Here is a 23,531-nt window from a genome sequence, read left to right as displayed (position 1 = left end):
GGGGCATTATTCTTAGAGCTAAATGGCTTCGTCGTCACTGCCTCAGAAGCCGACACTGTGGTCGCCATGGAATCGGTAGCAGCAGGCAATCTGGATGAATCGCAATTAGCCGACTGGTTTCGCTCGAATTCAGTTGACTCATAACAGCCAATTTCTGAGGCCTTCGGCCTCATAATAATTCTTAGCAGGCGGCCATATAATTCCACGCCGCCCAAATAGGATATCTCCAACCACCTGAAGGTAGAGATTCATATAGTCATACTTATTCCAGCCTTAGAATAATAGAGCCTCGGGCTCGACAATATATAAATTTTGCCAGAAGCAGATATTTGTACTAAACATAACACCATGCCCGAGTTATAAATAAAAGCGCGAAAGGAATCGCCATTATGCCTGAGTTCAGATCACCTTTTCTGGAAGGTGTTTACCGCCACATGATCACACATGGATACAGCAAACGGACAGTAGCTACCTATATATATTGGATCAAATATTTCATTCGCTTCCACAAGATGCGACATCCAATTGAGATGGGCGACACTGAAGTTGAACAATTCTTGACCTTTCTGGCCGTTGACCGGAAAGTCGCAACCGCAACACAAGGTTTGGCTTTGAACGCTATTGCCTTTCTGTACAACAAATTCCTCGAAAAACCGATGGGCAACGTTCGTGGCTATCGGCCAGCCTCACGTCAACGAAAACTACCCGTCGTGCTTTCCAGAGCAGAGGTCTCTGCTCTTCTGTCTCAGCTGGAAGGTACCCATCTGCTACTGGCGTCACTGCTATACGGCTCTGGCTTGCGTCGTATTGAGCTTGTTCGCTTGCGGGTCAAAGATGTTGATTTCAACCAATTACAACTGCGCGTCTGGTTTGGGAAAGGATCCAAACATAGGGTCACAACATTGGCGCCGGAACTTGTACCGGCACTACGTCGTCAAATTCGCAGAGTTGCTTTTACGCTTGAGACTGATCTTGCGAACCAGCAGTATCAAGGCGTATCGATGCCAGAGGCATTGGCACGTAAGTATCCTCACGCTGCACGTGCATTAAACTGGCAGTACCTTTTTCCATCAAGTGCTCTCAGCCTAGACCCTCGGAGCAGCGCACTTCGCCGACATCATCTTGACGAATCCAGCCTGAATAAATTGCTTCGCAAAGCTACGCGTGACGCGGGAATTGACAAGGAAGTCACCTGCCACGCCCTGCGGCATTCATTTGCAACCCATCTGTTGGAGTCTGGCACCGATATTCGTACCGTACAGGAGCAACTTGGGCATCAGGATGTTAAAACCACAGAGATCTATACACATGTGCTAAAAAGGGGGGCCAAAGGTGTGCGAAGTCCGCTTAGCGGACTGTAAAACAAGGCTTCAGACACGCTACCGCCCTACGGGCCACCCGCATCGTTGCGCCACCCGAGGTCGTAACGTCGGTTAAGGGCAGAAGCAGTGCCCAATACAATCAGATTGCGAGTTTGGAGGCAAGTACCTGATCGGCTAGTATGAGATGGAAAGCGGCTGATTGAGGCCTGGTGATTGTGAAACCCGGCATCATGGATTCGCCACCCTTATGAGCAGATGATTTGCTGCTGAGCGACACCTTGCCGGGCCTGCTGGCGGAAAACAAAAAGGGGACCGAGCCAAAGCCCAGTCCCCTTTTTGTGTAAACGTTTGGTGCACCCGGCACGATTCGAACGTGCGACCCCCTGATTCGTAGTCAGGTACTCTATCCAGCTGAGCTACGGGTGCGAAAGAGGTGCGTATTATATATAAATCGCAGAATTTTCAAAGTCCTTTTTGCCTTGTGTGCAGTATTTTTTACCAGTTTTCCTGTTGTGCGGCGGCCGTGGTAAGATCGGGGGTCAAAATCCATTGCTGTAAGTCGGGAAATACATTTATGAAAATAGCACAAACACTCAGTGCATTGGCGCTTGGTGGCCTGCTGGCGGCCGCGACACCGGCTTTTGCCGACTATGCCACGGGCATTGCCGCGTATGACGCAGGCAATTATGAGCAGGCCCTGCTGGCGTTTGAGGTGGATGCCAATAATGGCCATGCCCGGGCGCAGGAGCGGCTGGGTAATATGTATCGCACCGGTCAGGGCACGCGGCCGGATCCGATACTGGCGATCAAGTGGCTGACGCTGGCGTATACCAATGGCCTGCGCTCTACCCTGCCAACGCTGGAAACGCTGCGTGAGGGCATTACCGAGGCACAGCTGGTTGAGGGCGAGCAGTTGGCGCTGAGCTGGCTGGAAGATGCCAACCGCATTGTATTCGCTGACGATGATACCGACGCCCTGTACGACGCCCAGGGCTTCTGAATGTGTCCGGCACTTTAGTGCACAGCGGCCTGAAGCGCGCGCAAAATGGCCAACGGAACACGGGGCTGGGTTGTGCAATCATTCTGGGCAGCCTGTTGTGGCTGGCGGCGGCACCGGCGCTGGCTGCTGATGCACAGGAGCCGTCGCTGACGGCGCTGACATCGCAGGCTGACAGCGGCAACGCCAATGCGCAGTTCACACTGGGTAGCCGCTATCTTCGCGGCGAAGGGGTTGAGCAGGATAACTTTGCCGCCCTGCGCTGGTTTACCCTGGCGGCGGAAAGCGGCAATGCCAACGCGCAGTACAATATCGCAGTGATGTATCTCAACGGCATCGGTGTGGTGAAAGATCCGGCGCAGGCGGTGACGTGGTTTGTCCGGGCCGCCGACAATGGCGACCCACCTTCTCAGTATACTCTTGCGGTGCTGTTGTTTAACGGCCAGCTGGGCGTGCCACAGAATGTACCACAGGCTTACAAGTGGTTTACTCTGGCAGGGGCGGCCGGCCACCAGGCGGCTGCAGCCAATGCAGTGCTGGTGCAGGAACTGCTGCCGACCAACGAAGTCGCCGCCATGCAGGAAGAAGCCCGGCAATGGATCGACCTGTTCAACCAGCGCCAATCCGGCACAACGACCTCAGAGATACCATGACCTATTCCAGATTAGCTCAACAACTGCGTGCCACCGGTCTGCTGTTGGCGCTGTTACTGACCATCGCCCTGCCCGCCCGGGCGCAGATCACCATCGCGGATGAAGATACCGAACTGCCCGACTACACGGATTATTACGCGGCGGTCGAAGCGATGGAAGCCGGTGACTACGCCACCGCGCTGACCGAGTTCACGCGGGCGGCCGAGGAGGAAGGCCTGCATTTGGCGCAGTACAACCTGGGGGTGATGTATTACACCGGTCAGGGCGTGGAGCAGAGTTACGAAACCGCGTTCCACTGGCTGTCGCAGGCCGCTGATCAGGGACATCTGAATTCGATGTTCAACCTGGCAACCATGTACTACAACGGCCAGGGCATGAACTCGGCGTTGATGCAGGTGTGGCCGCTATCCCTGATAAGCCGCCGGCAGAACCTGCAGCAGGCTGCCATTTGGTATCAGGAAGCTGCCGAATACGAACATGCCGGTGCCCAGTACAACCTGGCTACCATGTATGAAGCCGGTGAAGGCGTGACGCAGGATCTGACCCGGGCATATCTGTGGGCGCGACTGGCGCGTGACAATGAGGCCACGGGTGCCGCAGAACTGGTAGGCCGGATCGAAGCTGCCATGACGCCTGCGCAACTGGATCAGGCGCAGCGCGAATATGCGCAGTGGGTATTGGAGTTCCGAGGTTAGCCGCTTAAGAGGCTAGGCCGCAGCCGAGGCCGCGATATTCTTGATACGGGCCACCATGGCCTGCAGACCGCTGCCGCGGGTCGGGCTCAGGTGACGCATCAGATCCAGTTCGGCAAAATAGGCTTCGATGTCAAAATCCAGAATCTGCTGCGGGGTTTTGCTGTTGTACGCTGCCAGCACCACGCCCAGTAAACCTTTGACAATAAACGCGTCGCTGTCGACCTGAAAATACAGCACGCCGTCGCGCTGCTCACTGGCCAGCCAGACTTTGCTCTGACAGCCGCGAATGATGTTCTCGTCAACATGCTCGCTGTCCGGCAACGGCGGCAGTTCCTTGCCCAGATCGATGATGTATTTATAGCGGTCATCCCAACTGTCAAAAAATGCCAACGTGTCGATGATGTCGTCAGTGGTAATGTCAGTGCCAAACTCTTTCATTAAAAAAACATCCCGGTTTCCAATTGCGCCTCTTCACTCATCATGTCGCGGCTCCAGGGCGGATCAAACACCAGATCCACGTTGACGGTTTCAACATTGGGCACTTTGCGCACGCGGTATTCCACGTCACCGACCAGCACCGGGCCCATGCCGCAACCAGGTGCGGTCAGGGTCATCTCGATATTGACGGTTTTATTGTCCTGATCCAGGGCGACTTTATAGATAAGTCCCAGATTAACCAGGTCAACAGGAATCTCCGGATCAAACACTGTGCCCAGTGCTTCCCAGACCTGTTCTTCGTGAATACGGTCATCGGTCGCCGGGGGAAAGCTCAGCGTCTCCGGCTTCAGGCCCAGGATGGCGGCATCGGTGCCGTCCACACGCAGCATCTGGCCATTGTGGACAACGGTGTAGTTACCGCCCAGAGCCTGGGTGATGCTGACAAAACTGTCCTTGGCAATGGTAATCGGCGTGCCGTCCGGCACACGTCGTGCCGGGCAGTCCGCTTGCGCTACAACCATCTGTCGCTGCATGTTTTACTCTCTGTATTGCGGCTGGCTTTGTTGGAATACGATAACCAACACTAGCCAACGCTGAAACTTTCACCGCAGCCGCAATGATCCTTGGCGTTGGGGTTCTGAAAACGAAGTTGGCGGTTGACGCCTTCGGTAACGATGTCTATCTGTGTGCCACTGACCACACCCAGACTGCCGCGATCAATCATCAGGTCCACACCCTCATCCAGGGTCTGGCGGATATCGTCGGCGTTCAGGTCAGGTACCAGGTCAACCACATACATGAAACCGGTGCAGCCGCTTTCCTTCACGCTCAGGCGAACGGCCTGGGCGCTCTGGTCCTTTTGCAACTGTCGGCGAAAATGTTCTACTGCCGCCGGGCTTACGGTGACCGGCGTGTTGGCAGCAGTACGCGGATCAAACGTTTCTACAGCCATGATATTACCCTCTTTTTGACATCGAACCACTGTTGTTGCACTACAGCAACATGCCTCTGGCTTTTTCCAGGGCGGCAAACAGCCGGTCAACATCGTCGAATGTATTGTAAATACTGAAACTCGCCCGCACGGTGCCGGGCAATTGGTACTGGTCCATCAGCGGTTGTGCACAATGATGACCGGTACGCACCGCGATACCCTGCTGGTCCATCAACATACCGATGTCTGACGGGTGGACACCTTCCAGTACAAAACTGAGCACGGCGACCTTGTTGGTGGCGGTGCCGATAAGACGCAGCCCGGGCACCTGCAGCGCCTTGTCACGGGCGTAAGCCAGCAGCGCATCTTCGTGCGCGGCGGCAGCGGCGCGGTCAAGCGCATTAACATAATCAATCGCCGCGCCCAGGCCGATGGCGCCGGCAATGTCGGGCGTGCCGGCTTCAAACTTGTACGGCAGCTGGTTATAGGTGGTGCCGGTAAAACTCACCGTTTCAATCATTTCGCCGCCACCCTGATACGGCGGCATGGCGTCGAGCAATTCGCGGCGGCCATACAGCACACCGATACCCGTTGGCCCGAACAGCTTGTGGCCGGAGAACGTGTAGAAATCACAGTCCAGGGCCTGCACATCAACCGGCCAGTGCGCGATCGCCTGGGCGCCGTCAATGAGCACCAGGGCACCGGCCTCATGCGCCAGTCTGATCATGTCGGCAACCGGGTTGATGCTGCCCAGCGCATTGGACACATGATTGACCGCCACCATGCGCACCCGGTGGTCGAGCATCATGGCAAAGGCTTTTACATCCAGCGTGCCGGTGTCATCCACCGGAATCACTTCAACCTGCGCGCCGGTTTTCTCCGCAACGATCTGCCAGGGCACGATGTTGGAGTGATGTTCCATGGCGGAGACCAGAATACGATCACCGGCTTTCAGATTGGCACCGCCCCAACTGGAGGCCACCAGGTTGATGGCTTCAGTAGTGCCGCGTGTCCACAGAATCTGCACCGATGATTCGGCGTGCAGAAAGTCGGCGACGCTCTGCCGCGCGGCTTCAAATTTTGCGGTGGCTCTGTCACTCAGTGCATGCGCACCGCGGTGCACATTGCTGTTGTCGTGGCAGTAATAGTCGCTGATGGCATCAATCACGGCGCGCGGCTTTTGGGTGGTGGCGGCGTTGTCCAGGTACACCAGCGGATGTCCGTTAACCTGCTGCTGCAAAATCGGAAAATCCGCACGCACCCGCTCCACGTCAAAGCCGGTTGTGTTTAATTCGGCTGTATTCGCTGCGCCCACGTCAGGCACTCTCGGCAGCGTCACGGACGTCACCATCACTGACAAAGGCACGATCGGCCGCAAACAGCGCGCTCAGGTGTGTGCCCAGGGCCGTCTTGATATCTTCATGCGGCAGACCCTGAAGCAGTTCGTTGATAAAACCGAAGCTGAGCATAACGCGCGCCTGCGCCGGGCTGATACCCCGGCTTTGCAGATAATACAGCGCCGTCTCGTCAAGCTGACTGATGGTGGCGCCGTGCGCACAGCGCACATCGTCAGCGTAAATTTCCAGCTCCGGCTTGGTGTCGATCTCGGCGCTGTTGGAGGTCAGCAGATTACGGTTGTTCAGCTCGGCCAGGGTTTTCTGGGCATCCTTGTGGATATGGATGCGGCCATTGAACACCGCCCTGGCCTTGTCGCCAATTATGCCACGGAACACTTCTTTGCTGGTGCCATTGGGCACGCGATGCTCGATGGTGGTGTGGTAATCCACCAGTTGTTTGTTGCGTGCCAGGTAGACACCATCCAGGTTGAGTTCGGCGCCCTGCCCGCAGTGATTCATCTGATAGTCAATGCGTTTCAGGCGGCTGCCTTCGGCAATGGTGAAGCCGTGGAAGCGTGCGTCGCGCTGCAGGTTGAGGTGCACGGCGCCGACATGGGACAAGGCTTCGTCTTCCATGTTCAGGCGGGTGTGATGCAGGCTGGCGTTGTTGCCGAGCTGGATTTCGGTCAGGGCGTTCACGAACGCGGCCTGTCCGGGCGTGCTGGCAATGTAGTGCTCAACGATCTGGGCGCTGCTGCCCTCTTCCATCACCACCAGCACACGCTGGTTGGCCACCGTGGCCTCGGTGTTGGCCGGCGCCGCCGATGACACATGGGCGATATACAGCGGTTTTTCCAGGGTCACCGAACGCGGCAGGTGCACCAGCAGACCGTCGCGGGTCCAGGCATTGTTGAGCATGCTAAACAGGTTGCGACGCGCGGCGTCGACACTGCCCGCAACGCGTCCCAGATTGTCGGCAATAATCTTGCTGGCAGCGTCATCTGCCAGGCTGAACAGCGTCATGCCCGATGGCAGCGCATCGGATGCTCTGGCATCAAACACACCATCAACAAAGACCAGGCGGGTGGCATCAAAACTCAGCAACGCGCTGCTGACCGCCGAGCCCGTTGTTACTGCCTCATGTCCGGCAGCCGGCACGAGCGCCGCGCCCCAATCGGCCGCAACAAAATCCTGCAACGATTGCAGACTGGTGTATTTCCACTGCTCGGTCTTGCGGCCGGGCCATGGCGTGCGGGCAAAGTCGGCGGCGCCCTGCTCTCGCAGGGTCGTCATCCAGGCCGGACTGTTGTTGTGCTGGGCGATGGTAGCCGATTGCGCGGCGGCCAGGGTCAGCGCATGCTTCTGAAACTCAGCGGCGGGTGTGGCGATTGCGGACATATCAGGCGACCTCGCCTTCCAGCCAGCCGTAACCTTTCGCTTCCAGTTCCCTGGCCAGCTCTTTGTCACCACTTTTGACGATCTTGCCACCGGCCAATACGTGCACGTAATCCGGCACAATAAAGTCCAGCAGGCGCTGGTAATGCGTTACCACAATAAAGCTGCGCTCACTGTTGCGCATGGCGTTCACGCCGCTGGCAACCACCTGCAGCGCATCGATATCCAGACCGGAGTCGGTTTCATCGAGAATACACAGGCTGGGCTCCAGCAACATCATCTGCATGATCTCATTGCGTTTCTTCTCACCGCCGGAGAAGCCTTCGTTGACGCCGCGCTTCAAAAATGACGGGTCAAGACTCACGTTTTTGCTGGTATCACGCGCCAGCTTCATGAAATCAAACGAGGACAGCTCTTCCAGGCCCTGGTGTTTGCGCCGGGCATCCACCGCAGCTTTCAGGAATTCCATATTGCTGACACCGGGAATTTCCACCGGGTACTGAAACGCCAGGAACATGCCTTCGCGTGCACGTTCTTCGATGCCCATATCCAGCAGATTCTTGCCGTTGAAAGTGATATCACCGGACAGCACTTCATAACCATCCCGGCCCGTCAGCACATTGCCCAGCGTGCTTTTACCTGAGCCGTTGGGGCCCATGATGGCATGCACTTCGCCGGCTTTTATGTTCAGACTCAGGTCGTGCAAAATCTGTTTGTCTTCGACCTGGGCGTTGAGTTTGTTTATCTCGAGCATAATTCGTTTTCCGTGTTATCCGACCGAGCCTTCAAGGCTGACTTCGAGCAGCTTGCCGGCTTCCACCGCAAACTCCATGGGTAGTTCTTTGAATACTTCGCGGCAAAAACCGTTGACGATCATGGACACCGCTTTTTCTGCGTCCAGACCACGCTGCTGGCACAAAAACATCTGGTCATCACTGACCTTGGAGGTTGTCGCCTCATGTTCGATGACCGCTGAAGAATTGCGATTCTCGATATAAGGGAAAGTGTGGGCGCCACACTGGTCCCCGATCAACAGCGAGTCACACTGGGTGAAGTTACGTGCGCCTTCAGCGCCCGGATTCATCCGCACCAGCCCACGATAGGAGCTGTTGCTGCGCCCGGCAGAAATACCCTTGGCGATGATGGTAGAGCTGGTGTTCTTACCCAGGTGAATCATCTTGGTGCCGGTATCGGCCTGCTGAAAATTATTGGTCAAAGCCACCGAGTAGAACTCGCCGACGCTGTTGTCGCCTTTCAGGATGCAGCTGGGGTATTTCCAGGTGACGGCAGAGCCGGTCTCCACCTGAGTCCAGGAAATGCGCGCGTTTTTATGCGCGATACCGCGCTTGGTGACAAAGTTGTAAATGCCGCCCTTGCCGTTCTTGTCGCCCGGGTACCAGTTCTGCACGGTGGAGTATTTGATGGTGGCATCATCCAGTGCCACAAGTTCTACCACCGCCGCATGCAGCTGATTTTCATCGCGCATGGGCGCGGTACAGCCTTCCAGATAGCTCACATGGGAGCCTTCCTCGGCAATGATCAGGGTGCGTTCGAACTGGCCGGTGTTGAGCTCGTTAATGCGGAAATAGGTGGACAGCTCCATGGGGCAGCGCACACCCTTGGGGATATAGACAAAAGAGCCATCAGAAAACACCGCAGAGTTCAGCGCGGCGTAAAAATTGTCTTTTTGCGGCACCACCGAGCCCAGGTACTTCTTCACCAGTTCGGGGTGCTTGTGCACGGCTTCACTGATGGGGCAGAAAATCACGCCGGCTTCGTACAGCTTTTCGCGAAAGGTGGTCACCACGGAGACCGAATCGAACACCGCATCCACCGCCACCCCGGCCAGTGCCGCCTGTTCATGCAGGGGGATGCCCAGCTTCTCATAGGTGGCGATCAGCTCCGGATCGACCTCATCAAGGCTTTTGGGCCGGTTTTTCATGCTTTTCGGTGAGCTGTAGTAGGAGATCGAGCTAAAATCGATTTCCGGATAATGCACGTGCGCCCACGTCGGCTCAGCCATCTCGCGCCAGGCGCGGTAGGCTTTCAGACGCCATTCCAGCATCCATTCCGGCTCTTCTTTCTGCGCGGAAATGAAGCGCACGGTGTCCTCGTCGAGCCCCGGTGGCAGGGTGTCGGATTCGATAGCAGAGTGAAACCCGGCTGCGTAATCCTTGCGCATCAGGTCTTCTACCTGCGCGTTGCCACTCACCTGTTCACTCATGAAAAACCTCTTTGCTAAAACCTGATTCTGGAACCTGACACTGCATGCCTGCAAATGCACCCAAAACGGCGATTACAGACGGTGAATTATTCATTATCCGACTAATTTAGTCAAGTATTACACCGGACCCGAAATCTACAGCGGGCGCACAGTATAACAAGGATTGTACTGCTCTCTGAGTATCTTCATGCGCCCATCGGCGACGAAATCGCGCAGCAGACTGTCCATGGCATCCATGATGACGCGCTCACCGCGCAACTCAAAAGGCCCGTGCTGGCGCACCAGGCGCACACCCTTGTCTTTCACATTACCGGCCACGATGCCGGAAAAAGCGCGCCGCAGGTTGACCGCCAGGGTCTCGACCGGGAGATCCCGGGTCAGCTTCAACGCCGCCATGGATTCGTGGCTAACCTCAAACGGATCCTTCATGCCCTGCGGAATATTGAGCAGCCAATTGTAGTAATACGCGTCACGTGACTTGCGGCGATTGCGTGCGACTTTGTCGATGCCGGTTTTCATGGCCCTGGCAACTTTCACCGGGTCGTCCTCCACGATCTGGTAAAATGCCCGCACACGCTCCCCCAGGGTATCAACCAGAAAGGCATCAACCTTGCTGAAATAGCCGCGGCTGGTAGCCGGCTCCGTGAATATCACTGGCATATACACCTCAGCATTGGCCGGGTCCATCAGTGTGCCCAATAAAAACAGGATCTCCTCCAGCGTACCCACACCGCCCGGAAACACGATAATGCCATGCCCCAGCCGGGCGAAGGCCTCCAGACGTTTTTCGATATCCGGCATCACCACCAGATGATTAACAATCGGATTGGGTGATTCGGCGGCAATAATGCCAGGCTCACTGATGCCGATGTAGCGACCGCCCTGTATGCGCTGCTTGGCATGACCAATGGTGGCGCCTTTCATGGGTCCTTTCATGGCACCCGGACCGCACCCGGTGCAGATATCCAGTCCACGCAGACCTAACTGGTACCCCACCGCTTTGCTGTAGTCGTATTCTTCGCGACTGATGGCATGCCCGCCCCAGCACACCACCAGCCGGGGCAGCACCTTGGGCTGGAGCATGCCGGCATTGCGCAGCACATGGAATACCAGGCTTTTGATCGCCTCGGCACTGTCGGCGTCCGACTGATCAAAACGAATGGCTTCGAAATTGTGCAGCACCGCATCATCCGGGTCCGCATCATGACCACTCTCCAACGGCCGGTACAACTCGCTGGAGACAAACACAATGTCACGCAACACGGCAAACAGATGTTCACGTATGCCACTGATGATGACGCCATCGACAAAGGCACAAGCCGGCGCATTGCGCAGCTGCAGTTTGATACCGCGGGTGCGCTGGACAATCTCGATGCCAAAATCCGGGTAACGCTTGTAAACCTCTTCGGCACTGTCAGAGGTGTCGTCGCAGTTCAGTACCGCCAGCGCGCAGCGCCGGAACAGTTCGTACAGGGCGCCCCGGGCAACCCCTCGCAGGCGTTCAACCTCGGCCTGGGACAACAGCTCCAGGCTGCCGGTGGGACTGACCGAGGTATCCAGCGTATTGGGCTGACAGGGTGTTGCTGGCGAATCGTGCGACATAATTGCTTCCTTGTGGTGAATTTGCTGTATCCTGAGCCTGTTTCAGCTACTATACGCGCCCCCGAATGACTACGTGACTTGTGCCGGCCCGGATGTAACCGATTGCCGACACATCCAGCAGGAGACAGCGCAATGACAACAGCCATCAATCCCCCCGCCGTACTTGGCGAAGACGAAGATGCCAATTATCAACTTTTTCTCGATCAGGTGCAGCATACCGGTGAGGTCTGGGGCCTGCACGGTGAAGACGGCTGGGCTCTGTGCCCGTCAGTAGAGTTTGAAGAGACCGAGGTATTTCCGTTCTGGTCAGATGAGCGTTATGCCGCCGCGTTGTGTACCGACGAGTGGAGCAGCTACAAGCCCAAGGTCATCTCGCTGGAGGATTTTGCCACTGAGTGGCTGCCCGGCATCCACGAGGACAACGCCATGGTCGGCCCCAACTGGGATACCGAGATGAGCGGAGTCGAACTGGAGCCCGCCGATCTGGCCGCGGCGCTGTCCGCAGACTAAAGACTCAATTCCGCCAATCAAGCGCATAAGACGAGGCCGCTGGATCGAGGCGAAAGCAGGCAGCAAGGCTCAATTTACTGTCAGTAAATGAGCATTGACTGCCTGCTTGCAATGACGATACAGCAACGATGGTAGCTGTTACTTTTTAGAATAGCTGTACCAGCCCTGACCGGTCTTCTCGCCATATTCGCCTTTCATGTAATGCTCGACCAGGCGCGGGTTGGGCAAGTCGGCCGGATTGCCGGTCTCGCGGAATTTTTCCATGCGCATGATGTAGCTCAGATCCAGGCCGGTGAGGTCGTTCAGACGGAACGGCCCCATCGGATGCCCGGCGCCATAAACACACGCATTATCAATATCTTCCACTTCCGCCACACCCATCTCCAGCAGCCACATGGCCTCTTTTGATATCGCGGCAAAGATGCGGTTGAGCAAAAATCCGTCCACTTCTTTCTTGAGCAGAACCGGGACCTTTTGCATGTCTTTGCTCAGCGCCATGGTGACATCGGCGGTTTCCTCAGACACGTGTTCACCCTTCACTACCTCGACGAGTTTCATCACCAGTGCCGGATTAAAGAAGTGCATATTGACCACTTTGTCCTGACGCTGAGTCGCATCGGCGATCTTGGAGCTCACGATCGCAGAACTGTTCGTGGCCAGAATGGCGTGCTTGGGTGCAATACGATCAAGGTCAGCAAAAATCTTTCTTTTCAGAGACAGTACCTCGGTCGCCGCCTCAATCACAAAGTCCGCATCGCCGGCGGCCTCTTCCAGGCTGGCCACAAACTTGATATTCGTCCGCGCCTGTTTAGCCTGCTCTGCTGTCAGTCGACCTTTTTCGACACGGCCCGGCAAATAGGAATCAACAAAGGCATCGGCTTTCTTCAGCGTATCGGCGCTCACATCCGAGCATTTGACCTGGTAGCCACAGATCGCTGCCTGCAGGGCAATCTGATGCCCCATGTTGCCGGCGCCGACCACACAAATATTCTTGATATCTTCCAGTTTCATAAATGGTTCCTGTTGCTATTGCTGGTTACGGGCGAGTGATGAATGATCGCAAAACTTCATTCTAATAAAAACCCGGGGGCATTTTCAGCCCTTATTTTACTGATACCTTTTATCAATGCCATGTATTTTGATAGCGCCAGCGCTGGCCGCCCGTTACCTGCGAGGTAATAGACAACGTATCCGGAATAGATTAGCCTCAAACAACGCTCAGCATAACTCATAACCATGCTCGGGGCTTTCCAACATGCAGCATTACTGTAGACCGTACTATCTGGTGCTTGTCTGCGTCGCGACACTTGCCGCGATTGTGCCTGCTGTGTTGCCCGCGCAGACGCCCACGCCGTTCACCGGCAATCACTACAACCAGAGTAATCAGACACGGGTTCTGGAAGCCGCTGAGTCGCACCTGCAAGCGGGCGAGCTTGACGCTGCTGACATTGCCTTCCGCCAGGCCTTTGAGAGTGTGCGGGCGGACCGCGGACTGTTTCATGAAGCGCAACTGCCGGTGCTTGATCGCCTGTTGGCGACCAATTTTGCCCGGCAGGACTGGCAGCAGTTCAATCACTACCTGGACTATCACGGCGGCCTTACCCGGCGGATGTATCAAGGGCAGGCGGTGCGCTACGCACAGGCATTGCAATTCGGTGCTGACTGGCACCAGCGCGCGGCCTTGATGCTGAATGATCAACACCGAACCTGGCACCTGATCCGCTCGCGAAACCTGATCTGGCAAGCCGTCAGTGCCCTGGAGCAGATGCCGGCAAATCATTCCCGGCTATCACCGCTTCTGTACCGTATCGCCATTCTGCACTACTACCTGACCAACGAAGCCAGCACACGCGGCCTGACCAGCCTGGAGGTACGTACGGATCAGCCGGTGCGGGTCAGCGGCTGGTCCATGTCGGGCAATGAAACAACACGACGCAGCTATGCCGTAGGACAGGAGTTACTGGAGCGCATTTACCGGATACACGCCCGCGAAGCCGACAATGTCAGTACCCTGGCCCAGATTGATACGCTGCTGGGGGACTGGCAGTTGCTGTTTGGCAGAGACGAACTGGCGCGGGACTATTACCGTAAGGCCTACCAGGCCCTGCAGACGGAGCCGGCGGCAAGCCCCGTGATCGAGCAGCTGTTTGCCCGCCGGGTTACCCTGCCCGCACCGTATTTCGCACCGCCGGCAACAGCATTCCCGACTGCGCCCGCAGACAGCGATGCCGCAGCGCTCGCGACCATGAACACCTCTCAAGGACGACTCAGACCCCAACTCACGGATGATTTTTTTACGGAGGATCATCCGCATGAGTTGCACCCGGCTTCGCGCTAAAAAAATCAATGCCCGCCCCCGTGGTCGTCACTGGCAATCACTGCCGTACCTGACCCTGGCATTGCTGGTCGGATGCGTCGCCCCCGGCGAAGGGAATTTCCAACGACCACCAACACCGGCCGAAGTTGAACAGTACAATGCCATGGTGCAGCCTGAGGAGCGCATCGTGTGTCGCACAGAAATACCTATTGGCAGCAATATCCCGGTTCGCAAATGCCGACTGGCAGTGGACATCGACGAAACCTCGGTATTCCATCGCGAGCAGCTCCGCCGGGCCTTGCGCTGAGCCGGGCTGACAAGCTGCGGCCCCTGAATCACCAGAGACCGCGACTACCGACGTGCCCTACTCGGCCCCGTCCTGGCCCGGCCTCCCCTGATCCGCTTGTGTATAGTCACAGACGCCGTCTGGAAATATGTCACGCAATGCGCTTATCTGCTCGTCATCAGGCGCCCAATTGCGATAGGTGCCGTCGCTCAGTGCCACATCCAGGGGCTTTAACCGGCACTTGAAGACACTGCCTTCGATCGGTCCGCCCGCCTCAATACGCGATGTGGTGTATAACGGGAAGACTTCGGCACAGGCACCTGCGGCACTGTCATCAAGCACGCCACCCCAGACATCATCGCCCCGTGCAATCAAACTGCCATCGGTCATAAAACAGGCATCCTGCGCTGACGCCGGTCGGTTGCCGGCAACACCCGCATCAGGGTTTGCTTTGATATTGCTCACCCACTCATGCAGCACTTCCAGAGCCTGGCCGGTCTGGTCAAATGTCCGCTCCGGACGCGCGTCGGTAAACCAGATCACCTGATTATCGCTGTTGCCCATACGGTTTTCGATGCGCTGCCGCGCCGAGAATGATTGATGGCTGTTGTGCATGTCCAGCTCTTCTTCCAGATAGTGCCGCCAGTCGATGACAGGAATATTGAGCTGACCGTCAAACACCATGCCGCTGTCGTAAAGTGCCTGAATCGCCTGCAAATCACCGCGTGTTCTGGGTGCCGGCGCATCACCATCTGACAGGTTCATATTACGGCGGCTCCACGGATCAAAATTCTCCGGGGTCGGTTCTCCCAAAAACGGAAAGCCTTCCTGCACCATTTCCGAGGGGTGCTTCCAACCCCCCACCCTGGCATTCATATCCAGAAACTCTTCTTCGGTAATCGCGCCTTCATTGAGTGCGCGCAATCCGTACTGAACACCGACATTGTCCCATGGCACCCGCGCCCAGCCGCGCTCGTCAACACCGTAGATATTGCGTAAATCATCGTAATGCGTCCACTTCACGTCATCCATGATGCCCGGTGGATGCATTTTGTCCTGTTCACGAACCTGCCCGTAGTGCGGGTTCATGCTCAGTGGTGTCAGACCCCGCCAGGCCGGGATACACTCATTGGAGCCGGGAGCCGAGCTGTAACCCAGCTCGCGTTTGGCGGCCGCCAGCGGATCAGGCACGGCATCGGTGGAATTGAAACCGAGCAGCAGGCTGCGGTTCGCAGTCACCTGCCATTTGGGGTTGTCGCGATCAGTTACATCCATGTAGTGCTCCAACAGCTCGCAGTCACCCACATGGATGGTCTGGGTCACCATGTCGGGATAGGAGTACTGCGGCACACCAGCGTCGATCAGCCCGGGATGATTCTGTTGATAGACATATTGCTGAATGGCGCCGCCGGAGCCACCAATGGCAACCGTATAGTCCGGCTCACCGAAACGCTTGATGAAATGCTCTTTCACCATCAACGCTGTCTCACCGCCCAGCTCCAGGTTGTAATGCTCGCCAGTGCGATTGCCGGATGAATAAGCCACCGCATAGCCTTGCGCCAGCGCTGCCGCCAGGCGGGCGCGCTCGGTACTGACCCGCCCCTGGAAGTGACCAACACCAACACCGCCTTCAAAGTGATAAAGCAGGCGCTCATTCCAGTAGGTGGTGCCGGTGTCGTTAACATCAATCCGGCTGCCGTCGGTGTCCGCCAGAATGGCGTAGCTGTACAGAAAACGGTTGATGGTACCGCGCTCCCAGCGCACGATAAATTCAACGTCACGCCCGTCCGTCAGTACCGTTCGCGCCAGGTCTGCCGGGCGCGAGCCATCGGCGGGCATCGGATAGTACTCGCCGTCGGTGCTCATGTAATGGTATTCAACGATGGGCTCAATCGAGCAGTCCTTGCTGTGCCCGGCAACATCGCCCGTCTCGTCATAGACCGGAAACCCCCATGCCTCGTCATGGTCAACCAGGGGTTGTACACCCCATTCCAGGACACTGCTGCAGACAAAGGGATATTGTTGTGGGCCGGAGAACATCGGCCCGGTGATTGGATGATTGACGATTTCAAGGGCAGCAACCTCGTCACCAGCCTGGTTCATGACCGAGAGCTGATTGGCACCGACCTGAAGACCATTCAGCAGAACCAGTAAATCATTGTCAGCGCTCAGCTGGCGCTCGACGCTCAGTCCCTGCCCATTGGCAAAAAACGCCAGCTCGGCATCGGCCGATGCTGCAACCCTGAGCAGCACATTGCCTCCACTGACCTGATCAGGCGCACTGGAAACGACAGTAAGCAGAAGCGGATCGGACCTGTCATCGATGACGGCAACAGGCTCAGGGCTTTGGTCAGTCTCGGAACAGGCAACCAGGGTGGTAAAAGCTGCAATGCATGCAGCCAGAGGCAAGCGGCGTAACCTCATGACAGTTCTCCAATGTTTTATTGTCGTTGTTTAGAAGACCTCACTGATTCATACACTACCATGAATATATTCATTTTTGGAACGTGCTCATGTGGCACAAAAACCACCTGAAGCCTGGCGTCCGGCCCGGGCGTTTCCAGCATTCACTAAATTAACAAGAAAATGACACATTATTGTCAATTCATATTGGTAATATGCTGTCACTGACGAGCCATTGTTGTGCAACATGCATCGTTGTGGCGCACAGCCATGTATCAGTGATATCGGGCAGATTTTCTATGTTATTGTTTTATATATAAATATAAAGTTGGCATTGCTTTTGCTTTATCCTGAGTGCAAGTGAGTGAAACATGAAACTCCTAAATTGACCTAAAACTGAACCGAGGTGAAAAAATGAAATTGATTTCTAAAGCCGCTATGATCGCCGTTGTTGCTGGTAGCTCCATGATTGCCGGTGCAGCACAAGCCCAGGAACCTGCCATGTACAGCAGCAAAAACCTGCGCGCCGTTGCTCAGTCAGTGCCTGAGTATCCCCGTACCGCCCAAATGTCAGGCATCGAAGGTTACACTGTTGTTGAGTTCACTGTTATGCCTGATGGCACTGTTGCCGAGCCGGCTGTTCGTGACTCAAGCTACCGCGGATTTACTCGCGCCACCATGGCCGCTATTGAAAACTGGAAGTTTGAGCCAGTAATCGCAGACGCAGGTGAAGCAGTTCCGGTTCGTTCGGTTATGCGCTTCAGCTTTGTTGGTCAGTAATCCTACCGGATCGCGACCAATATGAAACAGACGACTGTCGCTTAAAACCCGTAACCGACAGTGCGTAATGGCCACAAGCCATAAAAAAGTTCAATAACAATAAAGACAAAACGGGATCATTATGAAAACAATAGTAAAAAGCGTAAACAAATGAGCCGGTAAACTGAAGGATCAGTTCCGGCTCATTTTTCCTTGCTGACACACCCTCTGCATCACCCGCCGTCCATTTCATTTCCAGTGCGCCGCACTAAAGATAATCCAGTCTTGGGTACTCTTGCCTAACCCATTTCTCGCGCCCCCCACTTTCCCGCTTCACCCTTTCTCGCTTCACCACTTCGGCGAAATGACAATATCTTCCTGTACATATCAGTCAAAAACATCGATTTGGAAAGCTGGCAACGTGTGCCGCGCCGCTTATCGTTACACAAACGTTACTTCAGATAGGTGATATTTTCGGATTGCTCCGGCTTAATGACTTCCCGCTCAGGTAAACACCTGATGCAACTCACACAAAAACAACAATGTGATTTGTTAACAACAGGAGTCCGAAAGAATGCTCAACTCTAAATACGTTGCCACTTGCGTGTCATTGGTCGTGACCATGCTGCCCCCGATTGTATCAGCCGTCCCCGGCACAGGTGGTTTTCTGGAAACCCCGGACAACGCTGCAGTCAGGCCTGTTCTGGACAGCAACACCATCCAAAGCTTCATGCCCGCGCGCGGCGCATTCACATTTCCTGCACCATACAATACTCAAGCCGTCCGCTTGACCAATGGCAGTGATTGCGCCGGGCAGGATTGTGTCAATTATGCTGGTTACTCCTACTGGCGCAACATGAATAATCACGTCGGCATGGAGTCCATGCTTATTTTCCTGGGCCTGGATCAGAATCGTGGCGGCCGCGGCCCCAGTTTACTTGAACTCAACAAAAATACCGGTGAAGTCAAAGACCTGGGCGCCCTGTTCCCCTCGAACAACCCGTTAAGCTGGGCGACTGGCGAAGGCTGGTATTTCAGCGCCACGATGCCAACAAAACTTTATATCAATGACGGTCCGAGCATTGTTCGTCTGGATGTCATCACCGGTCAGATGCAAACGGTCACTGATATAACCGATACGCTGGGGAGCGGGCATTACCTGTCACAGATACACTCCAGTGACAACGATCGTGTGCATTCTGCGACGGTTCGGGAGAGCAAGAGTTATAAAGCATTGGGCTGTATGGCTTATGAAGAAGACAGCAAGCGTTTCCACTATTACCCAATCGCGAGCGATTATGATGAATGTCAGGTCGACCGCAGTGGCAAGTGGCTGCTCATCAAGGCAAACCTGGACGGACAACAAGGTGAAGACAACCTGGTCGTTGAGCTGAGTACCGGAAACGAGCGAATTCTGCTTGATAGTGACGGCGCTGCCGGACACTCCGACCTCGGGCACGGATACATGATCGCGGCCGACAACTGGGCCAACGATGCCAACACCTGGAAGTTGTGGGATTTTAGCCAAAGCTCACTCAAAGGTGAGCGTGTCTATCACAACAATGACTGGAATGTATCAGCTCCAAATCACCTGTCGCATACCAATGCCCGCCCGGACCTGGCCGCCCGTGATCAATATGCTTGCGGCAGCAGTGCAAGTCAGCGTGCCGGCCCCCACGCCAATGAAATCATCTGCTTCAATCTGGATGGCCGCGAATCAAATCTGGTCGTGGCGCCGGTGATGACCGACCTCAATGCGACTGGCGGAGGCGATACCTACGCCAAGGCACCCAAAGGCAATCTTGATGTCACCGGGCGATATTTCTTCTGGACAAGCAACATGGGTGGCTCACGCCTTGATGCCTTTATCGTGCAGGTGCCTGATCATTTATTGACAGGCAATGTGGATTACAGCCCGGCGCCCACCTCGGAGGAGCCGTTAATCGAGGTTCCCGGTCCCGTCACTGTTCCGCCACTATCGCCCGTCGACCCCATCACGGCGGGCCCGGTTCTCTGGCATGACATACGTAATGTAACTATCGAAGGCGAACAACTGACCAAAACATCGGGATGTAATGGCTGCGACGACGCTGGCGTGATTTCTGTGCAGAGTGTCACCACGGGCAACGCCACCTTTGACTTTACAGCAAACGCAACGGCGCCAATATTGTTCGCCGGTTTTACGAGCACGCAGGAGATTGCGTCGGCCAACGGGTTTGAGTTCAGTGTACGATTGCAGCAGGGTATAGCCGAAGTCAGGGAACGCGGAATCTACCGTGCCGATACCCGATTCGCCGCAGGAGACCACTTCAGAATTCTTGTCGACGGCGGCAAGGTAGAATACCTGGTGAATGACACGGTTTTCTATACCAGCACAGCACCTGCAAGTTATCCGTTGTTCGCTGGCGTGACCTTCAATACCACGGGTGCAGCGGTGAATAACCTGCGGCTTGGCGTCGAACAGTCGCTCCAGGTTTCCGAGCCCGTCATTGTTCCACCACTATTGACCGTCGACACCATCCCGGCCGGCTCGATTTTCTGGAGTGACATAAGCAATGTAGCAATCGAAGGGGAAGAACTGACCAAAACATCGGGATGTAATGGCTGTGACGACGCTGGCGTGATTTCTCTGCAGAGTGTCACCACGGGCAACGCCGCCTTTGACTTTACCGCAAACGCGTCGGCGCCAATGTTGATCGCCGGTTTGACGAGCAAGCAAGAGATTGCGTCGGCCAAAGGGTTTAAGTTTGGTCTGCGGTTGCAGCAAGGTATCGCCGAAGTCAGGGAACGCGGCATCTACCGCGCCGATACCCGATTCGCCGCAGGAGACCGTTTCAGAATTCTTGTCGAAGGTGGGAAGGTTCAATATCTGGTGAATGACGTGGTTTTTTATACCAGCAAAATGTCTGCAAGTTATCCGTTGTTCGCTGGCGTGACATTCAATACCACGGGAGCGGCGGTGAAGAACCTGCGGTTTGACGTCGGGCAGTCACCTCAATTGAGTTCACTGGTTGTTTACCATAAAAACCCGGACGAACTGGAGGTCAATTGGGTCACTGACCGGCCGTCGGAAAGCATGGTGCAATATGGTCTCAGCGCACAGTATGGCACTGACAGTGATCTCAATGCCGTGCTGTCAGAGAACCACCTCACAGTATTGCGCGATCTCATACCAGGCGAAACGTATCACTTCCGGGCCCTGAACAGGGACGCGGAGGGGCGTGTGTCAAGCTCGGAAGACCTGGTAGTCACCCTACCGATGTAGTTTGTGATACCGCCGCCGGTGCGAACTGGCGGCGCTTGCATTGTCATGCTCCGATTCACGTATACGGGCAGGCGGAGAGAGAGGGATTGAGCAAAACAGCTTTGCGCTGTTTCGCCCCTGCCGGGCTTCGCGCTATCGCGCTCGTCTCTGATTGCGTTGCAATCAGTCGACCCTCTGTCGGGTTCGCTTCCCTCTCCGTGTTTGCCGCTGGCTATATTTATGTCGCTAGCGGCACGTAAACGGACGGGGATATTTAATATGGCGGAGAGAGAGGGATTGAGCAAAACAGCTTTGCGCTGTTTCGCCCCTTCCGGGCTTCGCGCTATCGCGCTCGTCTCTGATTGCGTTGCAATCAGTCGACCCTCTGTCGGGTTCGCTTCCCTCTCCGTGTTTGCCGCTGGCTATATTTATGTCGCTAGCGGCACGTACACGGACGGGGATATTTAATATGGCGGAGAGAGAGGGATTCGAACCCTCGATAGGGGATTAACCTATACGCCCTTAGCAGGGGCGCGCCTTCAGCCACTCGGCCATCTCTCCAAAATCGGGCGCAATCATAGCACAACTCAGGAGAAATGGCAGGGCTGAAACGGAATTTTCAGACCTGAATTTCCAATTGATTGTGATACCGCGGCTTTTGCGCTTAATCCGGCACTTATTCGTTGTCCGGAGTACCACCTTCATCGGCATTTTCGCTGACGGCACCCTTTTCTTTCTGGATGCGCTGGTAGATTTCCTCTCGATGCACTGCAACATCTTTGGGCGCGTTGACGCCAATTCGTACCTGGTTACCTTTTACACCGAGGACGGTCACGGTGACGTCATCACCAACCATCAGGGTTTCACCGATTCGGCGAGTCAAGATCAACATGATGTATCTCCTTTTCCATTCATGATATCCATGTAACGTCCCTTTCAGCTCAATCAGCTCTCAGCCTTCTCGCTGCCTGAAAAGTATTCACGGAAATGCTTTATTTCACTGCACTGTAAACACCGTTCTCCTATCTCATTAGCACAGACCGGAAAACGAACCATTTGCAGTCATTTGCCCCAAAACAAATCACTACCGGACCTTCATTTTTTCTTTATCTTATTTTCTCAGGCACTAACCCACAATTGTCAGCATGCCACGCTTTCGCGGCCTCTAGGCCACAGCGTCACTTCCCAGCCCGAATGCCGCGTGCAGTGAACGCACTGCCAGCTCCAGGTATTTCTCCTCGATCACCACTGAAATCTTGATCTCGGAGGTTGTTATTATTTGTATATTTATTGACTCGTCAGCCAGCGTTTTAAACATTTTGCTGGCGATGCCGGCATGAGATCGCATGCCGACCCCTACCAGAGACACTTTTGCGATCTTCTTGTCAAAGGACACGTTTTTGGCGCCAATTCGTTCAGCGATTTCAGCCACCAGACCGCGCGTCTGCTCACTATCCTGACGTTTCACGGTGAATGTAATGTCAGTGGAGCCATCTGCAGAGACGTTCTGCACGATGACATCGACCTCAATACCGGCATCACTGACCGGCCCCAGGACCTGGTAGGCCACACCCGGGACATCCGGGACGCCGGTAACGGTTACTTTAGCCTCGTCGCGGGTAAACGCGATGCCGGAGATAATCGGTGCTTCCATTTCTTTGTCATCCTCCAGACTGATCAGTGTTCCCGGATCATCCTCAAAACTCGACAGCACCCTGAGTGGCACTTTGTACTTGCCGGCAAATTCAACAGCACGAATCTGGAGAACTTTCGCCCCCAGACTGGCCAGTTCCAGCATCTCCTCGAAAGTGATGCTGCGTAAAAGGCGGGCGTCTTCCACGACCCTGGGGTCCGTGGTGTATACGCCTTTGACGTCAGTATAGATCTGACATTCATCAGCGTGCAGAGCCGCAGCCAGGGCGACAGCAGAGGTATCTGAGCCACCACGCCCCAGGGTAGTGATATTGCCGTTCTCGTCGACCCCCTGAAATCCGGCGACGACGACCACCGATCCGCTACCGAGCTCTGCGTTAATACGCTCGGAATCGATTTCCCGGATGCGTGCACGTGTGTGCGACTCATCCGTCAAAATTCGTACCTGCCCGCCCGTGAATGAGCGGGCGGCGCAGCCGCGTTTGTGCAAAGCCATACACAGCAGCGCAATTGTCACCTGCTCACCCGTGGACACCAGCACGTCCAGTTCCCTTGGCGAGGGCTGGCCCTGAATCTGCTCCGCCAGGCCGATAAGACGATTGGTTTCTCCGCTCATGGCAGATACCACCACCACAATATCGTGGCCGGAGGCGCGACTGGCGACAATCCTGTCGGCCACCGCCTCGATGCGGTCGACTGTGCCCACCGAGGTACCGCCAAACTTCTGAACAAAGAGCGCCATAGAGTCTATTTACTGGAAAAGTG

At 55.6% G+C, this 23,531-nt stretch carries 21 protein-coding genes and 2 tRNA genes; 9 read left to right on the top strand and 14 right to left on the bottom strand.

Annotated features, from left to right (window positions below; genetic code table 11):
- Positions 1 to 389: 389 nt before the first annotated feature.
- Positions 390 to 1,361 (top strand): integron integrase, encoded by a 972-nt coding sequence (locus tag ENH71_RS11190; RefSeq protein WP_294131895.1) that lies wholly within the window; start codon positions 390 to 392, stop codon positions 1,359 to 1,361.
- Positions 1,362 to 1,671: 310 nt separating this feature from the next.
- Here ENH71_RS11190 and ENH71_RS11185 read toward each other — a convergent pair.
- Positions 1,672 to 1,748 (bottom strand) — tRNA-Arg (locus tag ENH71_RS11185).
- Between the two features lie 148 nt (positions 1,749 to 1,896).
- Between ENH71_RS11185 and ENH71_RS11180 the strand changes: the two genes are divergently transcribed.
- From ENH71_RS11180 to ENH71_RS11170, 3 genes are read left to right on the top strand one after another with little or no spacing between them, the layout of a single operon-like run.
- A complete protein-coding gene (locus tag ENH71_RS11180) occupies positions 1,897 to 2,322 on the top strand; it encodes an SEL1-like repeat protein (protein WP_294131894.1) in 426 nt (141 codons plus the stop codon).
- Between the two features lie 2 nt (positions 2,323 to 2,324).
- Entirely contained in the window at positions 2,325 to 2,972 is a 648-nt protein-coding gene (locus ENH71_RS11175; protein ID WP_294131893.1) for a tetratricopeptide repeat protein, read from the top strand.
- Positions 2,969 to 3,667, top strand: coding sequence for a tetratricopeptide repeat protein (locus ENH71_RS11170; RefSeq protein ID WP_294131892.1), 699 nt, complete (start codon positions 2,969 to 2,971; stop codon positions 3,665 to 3,667). Before ENH71_RS11175 ends, ENH71_RS11170 begins: the two co-directional genes overlap by 4 nt.
- Positions 3,668 to 3,679: 12 nt before the next feature.
- Here ENH71_RS11170 and ENH71_RS11165 read toward each other — a convergent pair whose 3' ends face one another.
- The 8 genes from ENH71_RS11165 to ppnN all read right to left on the bottom strand — a co-directional run bounded on the left by ENH71_RS11165 (position 3,680) and on the right by ppnN (position 11,594).
- Positions 3,680 to 4,105, bottom strand: a complete 426-nt coding sequence (locus tag ENH71_RS11165; RefSeq protein WP_294131891.1) for a SufE family protein — start codon at positions 4,103 to 4,105, stop codon at positions 3,680 to 3,682.
- A complete protein-coding gene (gene sufT, locus ENH71_RS11160) occupies positions 4,105 to 4,638 on the bottom strand; it encodes a putative Fe-S cluster assembly protein SufT (RefSeq protein WP_294131889.1) in 534 nt (177 codons plus the stop codon). Before sufT ends, ENH71_RS11165 begins: the two co-directional genes overlap by 1 nt.
- Positions 4,639 to 4,688: 50 nt before the next feature.
- A complete protein-coding gene (locus ENH71_RS11155) occupies positions 4,689 to 5,057 on the bottom strand; it encodes a HesB/IscA family protein (RefSeq protein WP_294131887.1) in 369 nt (122 codons plus the stop codon).
- Positions 5,058 to 5,097: 40 nt separating this feature from the next.
- Positions 5,098 to 6,360 (bottom strand): aminotransferase class V-fold PLP-dependent enzyme, encoded by a 1,263-nt coding sequence (locus tag ENH71_RS11150; protein WP_317622367.1) that lies wholly within the window; start codon positions 6,358 to 6,360, stop codon positions 5,098 to 5,100.
- Positions 6,353 to 7,771: a Fe-S cluster assembly protein SufD gene (gene sufD / locus ENH71_RS11145; protein ID WP_294131885.1), complete on the bottom strand. Its 1,419-nt coding sequence runs from the start codon at positions 7,769 to 7,771 to the stop codon at positions 6,353 to 6,355. Before sufD ends, ENH71_RS11150 begins: the two co-directional genes overlap by 8 nt.
- Position 7,772: 1 nt before the next feature.
- Entirely contained in the window at positions 7,773 to 8,522 is a 750-nt protein-coding gene (gene sufC / locus ENH71_RS11140) for a Fe-S cluster assembly ATPase SufC (protein WP_294131883.1), read from the bottom strand.
- A 15-nt stretch (positions 8,523 to 8,537) separates the two neighbouring features.
- Positions 8,538 to 9,992, bottom strand: coding sequence for a Fe-S cluster assembly protein SufB (gene sufB, locus ENH71_RS11135; RefSeq protein ID WP_294131881.1), 1,455 nt, complete (start codon positions 9,990 to 9,992; stop codon positions 8,538 to 8,540).
- Between the two features lie 135 nt (positions 9,993 to 10,127).
- Positions 10,128 to 11,594, bottom strand: a complete 1,467-nt coding sequence (gene ppnN, locus ENH71_RS11130) for a nucleotide 5'-monophosphate nucleosidase PpnN (RefSeq protein ID WP_294137822.1) — start codon at positions 11,592 to 11,594, stop codon at positions 10,128 to 10,130.
- Positions 11,595 to 11,726: 132 nt separating this feature from the next.
- Between ppnN and ENH71_RS11125 the strand changes: the two genes are divergently transcribed.
- Positions 11,727 to 12,104: a DUF2750 domain-containing protein gene (locus tag ENH71_RS11125; protein WP_294131869.1), complete on the top strand. Its 378-nt coding sequence runs from the start codon at positions 11,727 to 11,729 to the stop codon at positions 12,102 to 12,104.
- Positions 12,105 to 12,242: 138 nt separating this feature from the next.
- Here ENH71_RS11125 and ENH71_RS11120 read toward each other — a convergent pair whose 3' ends face one another.
- Complete coding sequence (locus ENH71_RS11120; protein WP_294131867.1) at positions 12,243 to 13,115, bottom strand: 3-hydroxyacyl-CoA dehydrogenase family protein; 873 nt, start codon at positions 13,113 to 13,115, stop codon at positions 12,243 to 12,245.
- A 244-nt stretch (positions 13,116 to 13,359) separates the two neighbouring features.
- Between ENH71_RS11120 and ENH71_RS11115 the strand changes: the two genes are divergently transcribed.
- Both ENH71_RS11115 and ENH71_RS11110 read left to right on the top strand, forming a co-directional pair.
- Entirely contained in the window at positions 13,360 to 14,442 is a 1,083-nt protein-coding gene (locus ENH71_RS11115; protein ID WP_294131865.1) for a hypothetical protein, read from the top strand.
- Complete coding sequence (locus ENH71_RS11110; RefSeq protein ID WP_294131862.1) at positions 14,417 to 14,728, top strand: hypothetical protein; 312 nt, start codon at positions 14,417 to 14,419, stop codon at positions 14,726 to 14,728. Before ENH71_RS11115 ends, ENH71_RS11110 begins: the two co-directional genes overlap by 26 nt.
- Positions 14,729 to 14,785: 57 nt before the next feature.
- On the opposite strand, the gene ENH71_RS11105 is transcribed toward ENH71_RS11110, so the two are convergent.
- On the bottom strand, positions 14,786 to 17,131 hold the full coding sequence (locus ENH71_RS11105; protein WP_294131858.1) for a DUF6351 family protein: 2,346 nt from the start codon (positions 17,129 to 17,131) through the stop codon (positions 14,786 to 14,788).
- 393 nt (positions 17,132 to 17,524) lie between these two features.
- Between ENH71_RS11105 and ENH71_RS11100 the strand changes: the two genes are divergently transcribed.
- Together ENH71_RS11100 and ENH71_RS11095 are read left to right on the top strand one after the other, a co-directional pair.
- The gene (locus ENH71_RS11100; protein ID WP_294131855.1) at positions 17,525 to 17,890 is read left to right on the top strand and encodes an energy transducer TonB; all 366 of its coding nucleotides are present in this window, start codon (positions 17,525 to 17,527) and stop codon (positions 17,888 to 17,890) included.
- Between the two features lie 553 nt (positions 17,891 to 18,443).
- Positions 18,444 to 21,134 (top strand): hypothetical protein, encoded by a 2,691-nt coding sequence (locus tag ENH71_RS11095; protein ID WP_294131854.1) that lies wholly within the window; start codon positions 18,444 to 18,446, stop codon positions 21,132 to 21,134.
- A gap of 449 nt (positions 21,135 to 21,583) precedes the next feature.
- Here the strand turns inward: ENH71_RS11095 and ENH71_RS11090 are convergent.
- The 3 genes from ENH71_RS11090 to ENH71_RS11080 form a co-directional block, all read right to left on the bottom strand.
- Positions 21,584 to 21,674, bottom strand: a tRNA-Ser gene (locus ENH71_RS11090).
- A gap of 115 nt (positions 21,675 to 21,789) precedes the next feature.
- Positions 21,790 to 22,005 carry a carbon storage regulator CsrA gene (gene csrA, locus ENH71_RS11085; protein ID WP_294131851.1) on the bottom strand — a complete coding sequence of 72 codons (216 nt, stop codon included), beginning with the start codon at positions 22,003 to 22,005 and terminating at the stop codon, positions 21,790 to 21,792.
- A 273-nt stretch (positions 22,006 to 22,278) separates the two neighbouring features.
- Positions 22,279 to 23,508, bottom strand: a complete 1,230-nt coding sequence (locus tag ENH71_RS11080; protein WP_294131849.1) for an aspartate kinase — start codon at positions 23,506 to 23,508, stop codon at positions 22,279 to 22,281.
- Positions 23,509 to 23,531 lie beyond the last annotated feature (23 nt).

Origin of the sequence: Pseudohongiella sp., assembly GCF_011050365.1 — a bacterium.
In the GTDB taxonomy this organism is placed as follows: Bacteria; Pseudomonadota; Gammaproteobacteria; order Pseudomonadales; family Pseudohongiellaceae; genus Pseudohongiella.
Note: the sequence above shows the minus strand (reverse complement) of the source record. Positions and strands in the feature narration are given on the sequence as shown.